Genomic DNA, 14,364 nt, shown 5'->3' on the forward strand with positions numbered 1-14,364 from the left:
AGATCGATGCTCGCTCATGCCCCACACCTGACCCGATGCCACACTGGTCACCACATCCAAAGCGTCTGCGGGCTTTTTGCTACCTCGCCAAGCGATCGCTGATCAATCCCGCGCATCAGCATCCATACCAACGTGAACCCATCCTCTGCAATAAATGCAACAACGAAGTACCAGACAGCACCCTGGACTTGTCACACCTGCTGGATATCTACACCGCAGCGGTGACCCACAGCCCCACTTGGCACAGTCAATTCCACTAAAAGTCACTGACGGAATATCTGTCTGGAAACATAGGTCCGCATCCGTATCGACACCTGCTCAATGGGTCTGAACCCTGCACGTTCAGAACAACTCACCTTGCACCAACATCCCGGATGTATCAGCGTGCCCCCCAAGCGCCGCTGTGGGCACCGCATTCCAGCCAGTGGGATCGGCACCGAGCCGCCAAGCTAGCCCGGACACCCGCACCGCATGCCGTGCCAACGCCGCGCACAGCACCGCTTCACCACCGGCCAGATGGAGCGTATGACGCGCCCGGGTCAATCCCGTGTAGATCAGCTCGCGCGACAGCACCCGGCTGTCTTGACGCGGCAATTGCAGCCAAACGGTGTCGCATTCCGACCCCTGCGCCTTATGCACCGTCATCGCAAACGCACTCTCATGCGCCGGCAATGCCGCCGGTGCGAATGCGCGGACACCCGCGGCCCCTTCACCGGAAAACCAAGCCCACACCGTCCCATCGGGCTCGCGCAGACAGACGCCGATATCACCATTGAACAGGCGGTGACGGCTGCTGTTCTCAGTGATTAACACCAGCCGGCCATGAAAATACTCATCCGCACCGCCGCGACGCCCACCAAGCAGATGCTCGATCCGCGCATTGAGCCCAGAAGCCCCCTGTGGCCCGTCACGCAGCGCAGTCAGCAGGCGCACCCGCGCCGCCGCGGCCAATGCCTGTACCGGATCAGACAGCGCAGCCAATGCACGCCAATGCGCCAGCAACATCTGACCAGCATCGCCACACGGATCCAACACCCCTGCATGAAATTGCACCCCACGGAGTGTGCCGCCGCGCAGCAACCCCAGCACGGCCCCGGCATCCCCCAGGCGCACCGCCGCGGCCAGCGGTGCCAAATCGAAATCCGCACCCTGGCGGTGACTGTTTTGCAGATGCACACGATGCCCATGCAGACTGCCGCGAACACAGGAACGTTCTGAAGCCACCGCTGGAGACGGCTTGCCTAACAAGGGCACCAATGCCTGCGCATCAGCCGCGTCCAACACGTCACCGGCACCAGCAGCGGCCAGAATCGCCGCCAGCACATCGCCCGCCTCCACGGACGGCAACTGATCCGGATCACCCAGCAAAATCAACTGCGTGCCGTCCGCCACAGCATCGACCAGCTTACACATCAACGGTAAATCCACCATGGATGCCTCATCAATCACGATCAGGTCATACGGCAAGGGATTGTCGGCATGGTGGCGGAAGCGCGGCGTATCGGGAACAACACCGAGCAAACGATGCACCGTGCTCGCTCCCGACGGCAACGCCGCCAGCAACGCCGCATCCAGGCCCGCGGCACGCACCCGCGCCGCCGCTGCACGCAGACTTTCAGCCATGCGCTCCGCCGCGCGGCCCGTCGGTGCGGCCAGCGCAATACGTGGCGGCGGCACACCTTGTTGCCGCGCTTGAGCGATGCGCAGCACGAGCAAGCGCGCAATCGTCGTGGTCTTGCCGGTCCCAGGCCCACCCGTGATCAGTAATAACGCACGCTGCAAAGCTAACGCCGCGGCGCGCGCCTGCCGATCCTGCCCAGCGTGTCCCTGTGGAAACAGCACAGCAAACACGGGCGCCAGTGCTGCGGGTTCGATCGGCAGCAAGCGTGCGGCAGCCACCCGGAGCACCCCGCTGGCGAGGCGCCGCTCATACTCCCGATAGCGGCGCAGATACAGCACACCGTGTTCAAGCACTAACGGACAATCTGGCAGCGTCGGCACATGCCCCCCGGACGGCTCGGCCACCCAGGGGCTGGCGCGCAGCATCTGTGCCCAGTCCGCTCCGGAGGGCCAGGCGCACCTCTCTCCAGCAAGCCCCCCCGGGTGTGCCAGCTCCACGCCCGCATGACCATGCGCCACCGCCAGCGAGGCCAGAGCAGCGGCGGCAGCCACCATATCCGGGGTCTCCGGATCGAGGCGACACAGGCTCTGTGCCAACGCATCGTCCACCGTACGCAGCACGCCAGCCTGGTATAGCGCAGCGAGCAAGCTCATGGACACGCTCCGCTGAACATCGCGTCGACCGCAGCAATCAACGCAGGAGCAAAGGACTGCGCATGCACGCCGACTGCATCGGTACGCGCTGCGTCCACACCACGGCAGAACAGATAACGGATGCCGCCCATATCACGCGCATAGTTGTAGCCATCCCCCAAACGGAAGCGCAGCCAGCGGTGCAATGCCACTGTGTAGATAAGCGCCTGCAAGTCGTACTCACTGTCAGCCATCGCCGCGGCTAGATGCGCTGGCGTGTAGCCAGGCAAGCGATTGCTCTTGTAATCAAGCACGTACCAACGTCCGGCGTGGCGATAAATCAGGTCGATCATGCCGGTCATCAGTCCTTCCAACCGACGCCGCATCCCGAAGCCCTGACGCTGCCGTACCAAGCCGTGCTCATGCAGCAATGTAAGTAACGCATCAACCACCGTCGGACGCATGACAAATTGAAACTCGATCTCCGGGCGCCGCTCCGTGACCGGCACGTCGCATAGACGTACCCCCTCGGGGAGGACGCTGGTCAAGGTATGGCCGACCAATGGAGTCAGCAGCGCCACTCCGGCGTCCACGTCCTCGGCCACGTAGCCACTGCCGCGTAGCGCCTCAACCAACACAGCACGTTCAGTAACAGGCACGGGGGCATCGGCACGCCACGCACACCACGCCACAAAGTCGGTGCGCTCAAACACCTCGTGCAGTGCGACACCAAAGCGGGTGCCGATAAAACGTGAGTCGGCTAGGACCTCGGTCCCGGAGACGCCCTGCTCGATCACATCCAGCGCCAGTGCGGGTTCGTCCTGACCGCCACTGGGGAGCTCAGTGACACGGCGGCTGGCCTCGGAATCAGTCCCCGCGTTGGCATGCGCCAACTGGGTAAAGCTGTACACCCACCACTCCGAGACCAGTACACGTTGCGCCGGCCGCGCGGGCGGCACACTGTGAGCGTGTTCAGGCGTCAACCGGGGCACCGTGGACGGTGGCACCGCAGCGTCAAACACGATGCCAGGGTGCGCCGTCAACGCCTGCGGGTCACGCAGCAGCGGCCATAACGCGGTGCGTTCAGTGTGATAAAAGCTGCCGGTCGCGATCCAGAGGGCATGCTTGGCACGGGTCAGCCCCACGTACAGTAAGCGTGCCTCTTCAGCGCGCTGTTCATGTTTCCAAGCGGCCTCGGCCTGCTCCCAATCTGGGGCCTGCTTATCAATACACCAATACAGGCCGCGCCCTTGCTCGGCATCGTGCACGACGCAGTAACGGCCTGGGCCAGCATGGGAACGACCAATGCCAACGTAAGGCAGAAACACCAATGGGTACTCCAAGCCCTTGCTCTTATGCAGGGTGACAATCTGCACCCGCCGCGCATCTGACTCCAGACGCAGTAACTGTGCTTCATCATCGTCCTTGGCCGCAGCGATCCGCCGCCGCAGCCAATCGACCAAGCCGTGCAAGCCCAGGGCGCGCCGGTGGGCTTGCTGTAGCAGTTCGCCCAGTTGCAGATAGTTGCTTAGACGGCGCTCGCCATCGAACAGACCAAGTAGGCGTTCGGCATGCGCTGCACACAAGTCACTCAGCAGCCCCAGCGGGCCAGCGCTCTGCACACGTTCACGCCAGCGCAACGCCTGAAGTTGCCAGTGGCGGTAGGCAACGCTGTCATGATCGAATGCCGCGATTGTCGTGGCGGTCAGCCCAAGCAGCACGGTGGAGAGCGCCGCACGCAGCCGGCCTTCGTCAGCACTGTGCAGGACGGCCAGCAATACGGCCAGCGTTTCATTGGCTTCGTCCGTGGTAAACAGGCTGTGTTTCCCGGCAGCGACGGCAGGAATCCCGGCACGCGCCAGCGCCTGCTGCAGTAACGCTGCCTCACGGTGATTGCGCACCAGCACGGCGATGTCGCCGGCGCACACGGGGCGGCCCTCCAACATGGCACGTCCCGTCTGGGCGTCGGCAAGCCATCGGTAAATCGCATGCACGCATGCATCGGTACACAGGGTGCGCGCGGCCTCCGCACTCCAGGGTTTCGGCTTGCCCCGGGCGGTGCTGTCCAGCGGCGGCGGGGCCTGCCACACCACCAGGGCTGGCGCATCAACACCGGCGTGACTCAGGTCGGCAGCGCTACATTGTGTTCCCGGCTGCACCGGATGGAAGGCGATACCTGGGGTCAGGAACGCATCTTCACCCCCTTGTGCATACAGCGCCTGGATGGCACGCAGTAATACCGGACGCGAGCGGAAATTACGCTCCAACGGCGGGGCGCGCTCAGCACGGGCCGCCGCGGCAAGATAGGTATGTACATCCCCGCCGCGAAAGCCATAGATGGCCTGCTTGGGATCTCCAATCAGAAACAATGCCGGGGTCAGTCCGGCGGTATGCACCAGCGCCGCATCACCAAACACGTGATGAAAGATGCGCCATTGGGTGATGTCGGTATCTTGAAACTCATCGACAAGTGCGATCCGGTACTGTTCGCGCAGGCGCCGCACCAGGGTCAGGCCATACACGCCGTCCAGCGCCTGGGCTACACCTTCGATCAAATCGTCATAGGTCTGGACGCGACGTTGGCGTTTGAGCGCCGTCAGGCGCACCCGGGCCTCTGCACGCAACAGATGCAGACGACGTAAGCGACGCTGTGCGCGAGCCACGTCGACAGACACCAAAGCATCCAGGTAACGCTCCACCGCCCCGCTCACCGGGGAGATGGGCAGACGTCCGGCGCTATGCTTACGGGTGCCGGCCTGCAATGCTGCCGCCGTCAATGTCTCCAGCTTCGGATGTGGCACAGGACACGTCTCTGGTGCCACGGTCCAGCGCTCCAGCCAGTCGGACAGCTCGTTCAGCGCATCAGGTTTGTAGCTGGTCTTGCTGAGGACGCCATCTTCCAAAGCCGTGTGCAGTGCGATGCGTAACGCCGCGCCATGTGCCTGCCAGACATGGCGCAACGTGGCTTCAGCGGTGGCAAGCGCAGCATCGCCCATCCCCACCGCATTCTCCTGTGATGGCACCGGGTACAAGCGCGGCTGGTACAGCAGGTCACCTAGGTCCTGAGCCAGCATCTCCGCCCCACCGGGCCACAGGTGTATCAGGTCATCGACGGCCTCCGCATCAGCCATCCCTTGACGCCACAGATCGGTGGCCAGCTCGTGCAGTAGATCACGGTCACTGGCCAACAACGTGGGTGGGGTGAAGCTTTGCCCGGCCTCCAGCGCATGCTCACACAGCACCCGTGCGCAAAAGCCATGAATGGTGAAAATCGCAGCCAGGTCGATTTCGTCGGCCGCCTGTTGCAAACGCCAGCGTAAGGTCTCTGGCGTCTCATCACTGGCCGCCAGGTAGGTACGCAGGATATGCAGGCTCAACGCCACATCCGGCGCTTCAGGTGACGCGAGACCAGCGACCACAGGAGTCACGCGGGTCACATGCTGCGCTGGGGCATCCACTCTGCCATCCGGCACCTGCGGCTGTTGGGACGCAACGGTCACCAGCCCCGCAGCGGCGTGCGGCACCAGGCGGGCGGCCAGGACCAGGCGTTCGCGGATCCGGGTGCGTAACTCCTGGGTCGCCGCATCCGTGAAGGTCACCGCCAGAATGTGGCCGATGCGTAAGCCACGCTCGACAATCAGCCGGGTCACCAGGGTCGCCATCGTGAAGGTTTTGCCGGTCCCCGCGGAGGCTTCGATGAGACGCACGCCTTGCAACGGCAAGGTCAGATAGGGGTCAGGCGCGGCGCTCATGGCTGTAGATCCAGCCAAGTCAACGTATCCGGATCGGCATGACCGGTCGTGAGTGCGTCAAACACTACGGTTGCCAACTGTGCAAAGCGTGCCGCATCTTCCGGGGTGGCGAACGGATCGCGCCCGCGCAGTGCTAATTGCACCGCCGCAGTGCTCCCTTCGCCCCATTGATGTTCGTTACCACGCCAGCGTTCACGCGCGGCCGTCCATGCCCGCTCGGGCGTCTGGCGAAGTGTGTAGTACTCCCAGCCACTATGCGGGCCGAAGGCCAGCGGTTGGCGTAGGCCAACGGCCCGCAGGCGGAGCAGAAGCGTCAGTGCCGCATGGGCCTGCGAACTCGGCAGGAGCGGTTGTATATGCGGGCCCAAGCCAGCAACACCGGCATCCTCGAAGCGGACCAGCGACCCCGTTTGGCCGGCGGCGCTGGCCAACAGCCAATCCAATCCCTGACGCAATGCCGCCGGACCGTTGCGGGTGCCCAGGCGCAGCCGTGCCATTCCCTGCGGGTAGACGTCCTGAATCCGTCCGTGCAGACGCACGCCGTCGATCGTCACCTCCAGCCACTGTGACTGCGACGGTGCTGTACCACGCCACTGTGCGAATGCTTGGGCATAAGGGCGCACGGATTCGATGCGCTCCCGCAGTTGCCGTTCGCCCAAGGGACCAGAGGGCAGCAGCGCGCGCGCGCGCAACCGTAGGTACAAGGTGCTCTCCGCACCATCAAGCAGGTAGGCAAACACCAGGGTGTCGAGTCGATGGCGGTCCAGTCCGTGGCTGGGCAGCCATAAGGGTTCGCACTCCTCGGTCGCTTGAGGCGGTTCGGGCAAGCGCAGCCCCAGGCGCTGCTGCAGGAACTGTTCTGTAGGTGCGCTGAAGAAGCGCCGCAACATGTCTAGTGGCAGGGAGGATTCCGGCTCTGGAAGCGCCGGCAGTCGGGTGTGACTCCATGGTTCTAAAGGCTGTCGGTGTCCCCCGATACTCGCCGCGGCAGCGTGCCACAAGGGGTGGTAGCTGAAGCGGCGGGGATCGCCGCCGGCGCCAAACGCAATGGGGGCGAATGGCTGTAGTGAATGTCGCAGTAGGAGTGTTTTGGCCGCCGCACTCGGGTCGGCATGGTACGCCGCTGCGGTGCCGAGCAACTCTGTAACTAATGGGGAAGGCTCGCGTACGTTGCCGTCACGGGGATCGGCGCCGAGGTAGCTCACGTAGAACACGTCCTGCGCCGCGGTGAACAATTGAAGAAACAGAAAGCAGTCGTCGTCACGCCGGGAACGATCACCGGGGCGACGCTGCGACGTGCCAAGTTCGGCAGTCAGACGATTGAGCCCCGCTGCCGGATCACGACGCGGGAAGTCGCCATCGTTCATGCCTAACAGGCAAATCACCCGGAACGGAAGTAGTCGCATGGGAACCATCCGGCCAATGCTGATGCCACCGGTGAGTAAGGGCGCACGGGTATCGACTGCGGCCAGTAGCGCGGTGAAGTGCATACGCACTACTTCGGCAGGCACAGGCAACGCCACTCCGGCACGTGCAGCATCACTGGCAAAGGTGTCGATCAGCCTGCGTAGGCGCTCTAAGATACGCTGCTTGTCGGGTGCAATCGGCATGTCCGGCAGCAATGCATCAAGCAGGCCGAGCAAGCGCTCCCGCCATTGCGCCGGTAAGAGGGCCTCACCCAGGCGTTGCCGGGTCTGCGCCAGGACGCGCAGCAATCGGATCAGTGTGTCCAATGCGGTCAGCATGCCACCTTCCAGATCCGGCCAGGTGGCAACGCCGACGATGTCGGCATCCTCGCCGCTGGCGTGACCCAGCAACAGGCGGTCCAGTGCAAAGCGCCAGGTGTAGGCGTCGTCAGCCGGGGCCTGATGCTGGGCGCGGTGGGCGGCATCCAGCGCCCAGCGCGCGCCGGCGGCAGTCAGCCAACTTCGCAGGCGCTCCAAGGTATACGTGTCAAAGCCGGCAGGCAGGCTGGCGAACAGATCCAGCACTTCGTGCAGACCGAAGCGTGAGACTGGCAAATCAAGCAGACGCAGGAACACCTCGGCCAGCGGTTCTTCAATGAGTGGGCTGGCATCGGCCAGTGCATATGGCAGTGGGTCGGGATGGCCATGACCACCGAATACCGCTTCCAGATAGGGGATGTAGAGATCGATATCCGGCGCCAACACGGCAATGTCACGCGGTTGCAAGGGCGGGTGGCAACGCTGTCCTTCCGGCGAGGTTGGCTCCAGTAAGGCGCGAAGCCGGTCGTGCAGTACTTGGAGTTCGCGGAGCCGGGTATGGCAGGCGTGAAACTGCAGACTGGGGTCCTCCAGACGCGGTGCTGGCAAGGGGGCGGGAACAGGGACCGAACGGTTGTGGAATAGATCCGCGTGCAGACGCTGCAGCAGGCTATCGCGCAGGCCGCCCTCGTCCAATGTGGCACCTGGACGTTGTTCCGGATCGTCGTATGCCGTGATTTCACCGGAGGGATGGACGACTTCGTAGCTCCCCAACATGGCCATGAAATCACGCCCTGCGGCACCCCAGGCATGTAGCAGGCGGTTCTCTCCGGTCTGGCTGAGGAAGGGGGCAGTCTGGTGCAAGCGTTGGCCCCACGTCTGCACATCACCACAATATTCTTGCGTCGGCGTCGGTAGGTAAAAGTGAAGTGTGCCAACCTGTGCCTGGGTCGCCAGGACGCGTAATACATCCGGGGAGATGTTGATCGTGGCGAAAATAAACAGTCGCGCAGGCAATCCTTGTGGCCTTTGCGCTGTACCTGGGCCATAACGATTCAGGTACTCCTGGATGCGGTGTGCCCGGTATGTCGTACCGCTCACTATGTGCCTCCATAGGATGGCCTGCGGATCGTCGGGATCTGCGCCCGCCTCCCAGCGCAGCAGCCAGTCACAACGCCAAGCCTGGTATTTTTCGAATACCCCACTCAATTCTTCAGCCAATGTCCAAGGTTTGAAGGCGTCGCCATCAGCCAGGTAAGCGCGTAATTCAGCCAGTGCCGGCTGCGCCAGCAATGCTGGATCACACAACGCCGCATACAGCCGCCAACGTAACGCGGCTGCATCCAAAGTGTTCGGCAACGCACCTAGGTTGGCTTCCAAAGCACGGGCAACGAACTCGCCCGGGGTGAGAAATTCCAGATTAGCCACCACTCCATGCGTGGTAGCCAGCGTGGCTTGCAACCAACGCCGCACGGCCGCCTGTGGAATCAATACGGTATCTGGGACTAACAGCGACTGACCTGGCACCGGGGTCTGCAACGTTTCGGCCAGCAGTCCCGCCAGAACTTCGAGTGCATTAGAGTGGTATAGGCGAAAGTCGGTGGTGACCATCATCGGAAACATCTTGCCGCAGCAGGCTCACAGCGCAACGCGTCATGCAAGCTGAATCGTTTGGGGCGTTCCGTCATTTTAAAGAAAATTGCTATAACGTCACAATTAGGCAATGCGGCCTAACATTATGCCCCCCCAAATGACACAAACGATTTTCCGCCTGCGATGGCGTTCATGCCTGAACGGATCGAAGGCTATCGTATTCAGTTAATTGAAGGAGATATTAACATATTTTTTATGTTAATCTGCAAGCGATGATGCTTCCCACTCCTGCCGTTCAATTGTCCGGTGTCCGTATCGACCGCGGCGGGCGTACGATTCTGCGCGATGTTGCGTTACAGGTGCCGCACGGCAGCATTACCACGATGTTAGGCCCATCCGGGAGTGGCAAGTCAACCATGCTCGCCGCACTGACCGGCGAGCTTCGCCCGATCACCGGGAAAATCCAGCTGTTCGGGCGTGATATCCCACAGGGGAACCGGGCACTGTTAGAAATGCGGCGCAACTTGGGTGTATTACTCCAGGGCAACGGCTTGTTGACCGATCTGAACGTGGCTGAAAACGTCGCGTTGCCACTGCGCACTCATACCCGAATGCCAGAACTACTGCTGCAACGGCTCGTCCTGATGAAACTACACGCCGTTGGCCTGCGCGCCGCCGCCGAAGCCATGCCGCGCGAGTTATCCGGTGGCATGGCGCGGCGTGTGGCGCTCGCACGCGCGCTGGCGCTGGATCCGCCCCTGATGATCTACGACGAGCCACTGACAGGTTTGGACCCAATTGCCAGTGGTGTCATCGTGAGTCTGATCAAACGCCTCAACGACAGTCTCGGCTTGACCACGATCATCGTCAGCCATCACGTACACGAGACCCTGCCAATCTGCGACCAAGCGGTGGTGATCGCTAATAACACCATCATCTTCACCGGGACACCTGCGCAACTGGAAACGAGCAACGATGCGCTGGTGCGCCAGTTTTTACATGGGCAACCGGACGGACCAATCCCCTTCGATGCAGCACCACGCACATCCAACGGGAGTTCCGCCTGATGCCACTGGTGTCCTCAATCCATGCGCTTGGCCGCTCTGGTCTGTTCGCGCTGACTGTACTGCGCAGCTCGCTCCCCACACGCGACTTCTTTGCCGAACTGACCCGTGAGATCTATAAGGTCGGTGCGCGCTCACTACCGATCATCGCTGTGGGAGGCGCATTCGTCGGCTTGGTACTGACACTGCAAGGCTACCGCACACTCACCCTCTACGGCGCCTCAGACGCGCTGTCCACGCTCCTGGGCCTATCGCTGTATCGCGAACTAGCCCCGGTACTGACCGCACTGCTTTTCATCGGACGTGCTGGCAGCTCAGTCGCCGCCGAACTGAGCCTGATGCGCGCCACTGATCAGATCAAGGCACTGGAACTGATGGCCATCGACCCGGTAGCCAAAGCAGTGGCCCCGCGCTTTTGGGCGGCAGTATTCACCGTGCCGCTACTCACAGGAGTCTTCTGCTCACTGGCCATCTGCGGTGGCTACTTCCAAGCGGTGCATGTGTTAGGCATCGACAATGGTCTGTTCTGGTCAGGACTGCGCAACAGCGTGGACTTTTTGGATGATTTCGGCGTAGCCATGCTCAAATCAGCGATCTTTGGTGGCACATCGGCACTCGTGGCAGCTTATGTGGGTTTTCATGCTGAACCGACCATCGAAGGCACCTCGATAGCAACCACGCGTGCAGTCGTCAACGCCTCACTGCTGGTATTGATGTTTAACTTCGTGCTATCGGCACTGTTATTCCGATAATCCTAATCCGGCTTCCCTACATGCAAGAATCAGTATTTTCCTACGTAAGAAATACAAGTGAAAAATTGCTCCAATCCATCCATGTCGGAGCATTTGTTGGATCAACAGTGAGATCACCCTAGTGATGCGTGGACCAAGACTCGAATTCGCCGTCGGTGCCTTTCTGCTACTGACCCTCGTCTCGCTACTGGTGCTGGCAGTCGCTTCCACCAACCAACGCTGGAGTGTGGGCAGCGGCCAATACACGCTAACCGCTCACTTCACCCAAATTGGACAACTGCGCAAGCAGGCACCAGTACGTATCAGCGGAGTCAACATCGGCCAAGTGAGTAACATCACCCTGGATCCGAAGACCTTTGAATCGGTGGTCACGCTGTCACTAGACAACCAATACAAAGATCTGCCGGCCGACACCTCAGCGAGCATTCTGACTAGTGGCCTCCTCGGCGAGAGCTACATCAACTTGCTGCCTGGCGGTGACCCGGAAGTGCTCAAACCCGGCGACCAGATCGCCTTCACCCAGCCAGCAGTGGATTTGATCCAGTTGGTCGGCAAATACATGTTCAGCGGTGGCGGTGATACATCCGCATCCAACAGCACCACCAGCAAAACTGATCACACTGCCTCCTCCCATACAGACACTCAAGAAACACATAAATGAAGACCACACTGTTCTCCATCATGCTCGCCTATGCTCTACCAATCGCATTTCCAGCCATGATGCTGGCACAGGCATCACCGACCGCCACCGCCAATCAAGGCCAAGCCACCAAGACGGTGATTGACTCCAGCATGCGCATCTTGTCCACACTGGAACAGCAGCGTGCCCAATTTCGCCAGGACCCAACAGCGCTGCGTCAGTTCATGGAGACTGAATTCAACACTATTCTCGATCGTGATTACGCCGCACGTTTGGTTCTAGGGAAATACGCCCGCGGCGCATCCGACGCCGACGTAAAGCTGTTTACCGACGCAATTGCCGACAATCTCATACAGCGTTACGGTAACACTCTGCTTACCTTCGAGGGTAAACCGAATTTCCGCGCCAAGTCCGAGACCCTCCTACCAGGCAATCGTAATGTCAGAGTCTCCACAGAACTGATCCGTTCCGGAGCTGACCCAATTGCAGTCGACTACCTGCTACGCAATGTTAACGGCCAATGGAAGATCTTCGACGTCATGATCGAAGGCATTTCTTACGTGCAAACCTTCAGAAATCAGTTCGACGCGCCGCTGCGCCAAAAGGGGATTACGCAAGTTGCCGCAGACCTGCGTAATGGCGCCCTACAGATCGGGAAGACCAGTGGTAAGTGAAACTACCCTACATCGCGACGGCAAAGCGCTTGTGCTAAGCGGCCCCCTCAACCGCGATGCGGCCATCACGTTATGGCCTAAGATCCAAGCACAAAGTAAAAGCAATGGTGTGTGCCAACTCGATCTGACCGGCGTCGAATGCTTGGACAGCACCGGTGTGGCGCTGCTTGCCGAACTGTTGGAGGAGATCCGTGTCCAAGGCAACCTGCCGGTCATAGTGGGCCACCCACCCGGTCTCGACGAGCTTCTCGCCGCCTACAGAATGTCCTCCGACCTGCAATTCCAGTCCTGACCCGAAGACGTGCCATGCATCACCCCCAAGCCCTGACCCTCATTGCCTCCTCATTGCTACTGGCGGCCTGTGCCAGCAAGGCAACGAAGTCCGTCACGCCAACAGTGACTGCCTTGGACACATCAATGCCCACCATGACCGTAACGCCCTACCCTCCTGCCAAGCCGCAAACGACGGCAGCCACACCGGGCGCCCCCAACCCTGTGACTCCGGCAGCAGCAACAGACAACAACCCAGAAAATACACCGACCCAAGCTGAAGAAGACTACGCCGCACTTTACGGAGCCGTTTCACCGTCTGTCGGTCATTCCAATGCAAGCGTGAGCAACCCAACCGACACTTACGCTACCTACGATCCTTGGGAACGCTACAACCGCGCCATGCACCAATTCAACATGGTCGTAGACCGTGATATCGCGCGGCCACTAGCTAACGCCTACGTACGTGTAGTGCCGAACAACGCGCAACGGGGTGTGACCAACTTTTTCGACAACCTTAGCTCACCACTGACCATGGTCAACCAAGTGCTGCAAAACCACCCGGTCTACGCATTACAGACACTGGGCCGGTTTCTGCTGAACTCCACTCTAGGGCTGGGTGGCGTCCTTGATCCAGCCAGCGCCGCTAAAATTCCGCGCCGCAACGAGAACTTTGGGCAAACTTTGGCAGTGTGGGGCTGGCACAACTCACGTTACTTCGAACTACCGCTGTTTGGACCGCGCACAGTGCGTGACACCTTCGGCTTGGCGGGTGACCTTCCACTGTCGCTATTGCGGCGGATCGATAACAACACGTGGCACTACGGCCTACAAGGCTTGCAACTCGTGGACACCCGTGCTCGGCTGTTATCGTTTGACAGCATACGTGACGACGCCGTAGACGAGTACGCGCTAACACGCGATGCCTGGTTGCAACGCCGCAATTACCAGATCCAACGTGCCCTGCGCAGGCACCATCAAGACAATCATGAACTACCCGACTACCTACGCGACGAATACAACTCCACGGTACCGGCAGATGCGATGCCAATCCCACGCTTGAGCCACTGAGCACCGCACCCAACACCCTAACAACTCAAGATGCTGGTTGTAACACAGCGACTGATCAAGCTTGATCAAGCAGGGTAGCCACTGCGAGCAAAAAGCGGTGAGTCCACCGTCAACCTGCTGATCATCAGCAAAGCACAACGTCGATTACGCTTTGCAAACGCAGCTGAATCGGCAAAACATCCGGAGCATAGCGACCGATCACCTGAACGTCCTTACTGATCGGGAATTTCTCTAAGTTTCACAACACCCTTGGCAGCCAGATGCCGTGCGACACCCAAAGCAACCAGATGTTGGCGTATCGGCTCCCTCCACCAGTGGCTGGCTAGAGCAGGATCGTGACACTGCACAACGCATGTGTTTTCTTACCAGCCACAGTCATTTTCTCGCACATCGCAAAGGTGACATCGTCATTCAAGCGGAAAAACTATTTCATTTTCTTCGCTGCTCGGCTCATAAAAGTCATTAAATCGGAAACCGAGCACCTTCAAGCCAACCGCACGCATTTCACCATACAAGGCTTACGGACCTCCGTATTCCGAGATCAAACCGCACTTCGAAGCAACGTTGCAGA

9 protein-coding genes are annotated in these 14,364 nt (G+C 60.6%); 6 read left to right on the forward strand and 3 right to left on the reverse strand.

From position 1 onward, the window contains the following. Window positions 1-342: 342 nt before the first annotated feature. From recD to recC, 3 genes are read right to left on the reverse strand one after another with little or no spacing between them, the layout of a single operon-like run. Window positions 343-2,274 (reverse strand): exodeoxyribonuclease V subunit alpha, encoded by a 1,932-nt coding sequence (recD, locus tag PLS229_RS09380; protein WP_038270331.1) that lies wholly within the window; start codon window positions 2,272-2,274, stop codon window positions 343-345. After that, on the reverse strand, window positions 2,271-6,005 hold the full coding sequence (locus PLS229_RS09385; RefSeq protein WP_160199304.1) for a UvrD-helicase domain-containing protein: 3,735 nt from the start codon (window positions 6,003-6,005) through the stop codon (window positions 2,271-2,273). Before PLS229_RS09385 ends, recD begins: the two co-directional genes overlap by 4 nt. Then, window positions 6,002-9,352 carry an exodeoxyribonuclease V subunit gamma gene (recC, locus tag PLS229_RS09390; protein WP_038270568.1) on the reverse strand — a complete coding sequence of 1,117 codons (3,351 nt, stop codon included), beginning with the start codon at window positions 9,350-9,352 and terminating at the stop codon, window positions 6,002-6,004. The genes PLS229_RS09385 and recC overlap by 4 nt, the downstream gene beginning before the upstream one ends. 242 nt (window positions 9,353-9,594) lie before the next feature. On the opposite strand from recC, the gene PLS229_RS09395 reads away from it, so the two are divergent. The 6 genes from PLS229_RS09395 to PLS229_RS09420 all read left to right on the forward strand — a co-directional run bounded on the left by PLS229_RS09395 (window position 9,595) and on the right by PLS229_RS09420 (window position 13,793). Further along, complete coding sequence (locus PLS229_RS09395) at window positions 9,595-10,389, forward strand: ABC transporter ATP-binding protein (protein ID WP_038270567.1); 795 nt, start codon at window positions 9,595-9,597, stop codon at window positions 10,387-10,389. Then, window positions 10,389-11,138, forward strand: a complete 750-nt coding sequence (locus PLS229_RS09400) for an MlaE family lipid ABC transporter permease subunit (protein ID WP_038270565.1) — start codon at window positions 10,389-10,391, stop codon at window positions 11,136-11,138. The genes PLS229_RS09395 and PLS229_RS09400 overlap by 1 nt, the downstream gene beginning before the upstream one ends. Before the next feature lie 124 nt (window positions 11,139-11,262). Then, a complete protein-coding gene (gene mlaD, locus PLS229_RS09405) occupies window positions 11,263-11,799 on the forward strand; it encodes an outer membrane lipid asymmetry maintenance protein MlaD (protein WP_038270564.1) in 537 nt (178 codons plus the stop codon). After that, window positions 11,796-12,452 (forward strand): MlaC/ttg2D family ABC transporter substrate-binding protein, encoded by a 657-nt coding sequence (locus PLS229_RS09410; protein ID WP_038270563.1) that lies wholly within the window; start codon window positions 11,796-11,798, stop codon window positions 12,450-12,452. The genes mlaD and PLS229_RS09410 overlap by 4 nt, the downstream gene beginning before the upstream one ends. After that, window positions 12,415-12,744 (forward strand): STAS domain-containing protein, encoded by a 330-nt coding sequence (locus PLS229_RS09415; protein WP_201745722.1) that lies wholly within the window; start codon window positions 12,415-12,417, stop codon window positions 12,742-12,744. The genes PLS229_RS09410 and PLS229_RS09415 overlap by 38 nt, the downstream gene beginning before the upstream one ends. Window positions 12,745-12,758: 14 nt before the next feature. Further along, a complete protein-coding gene (locus PLS229_RS09420) occupies window positions 12,759-13,793 on the forward strand; it encodes an MlaA family lipoprotein (protein ID WP_038270561.1) in 1,035 nt (344 codons plus the stop codon). Window positions 13,794-14,364: the final 571 nt, after the last annotated feature.

The organism is Xylella taiwanensis, assembly GCF_013177435.1.
Taxonomy (GTDB): Bacteria; Pseudomonadota; Gammaproteobacteria; order Xanthomonadales; family Xanthomonadaceae; genus Xylella; species Xylella taiwanensis.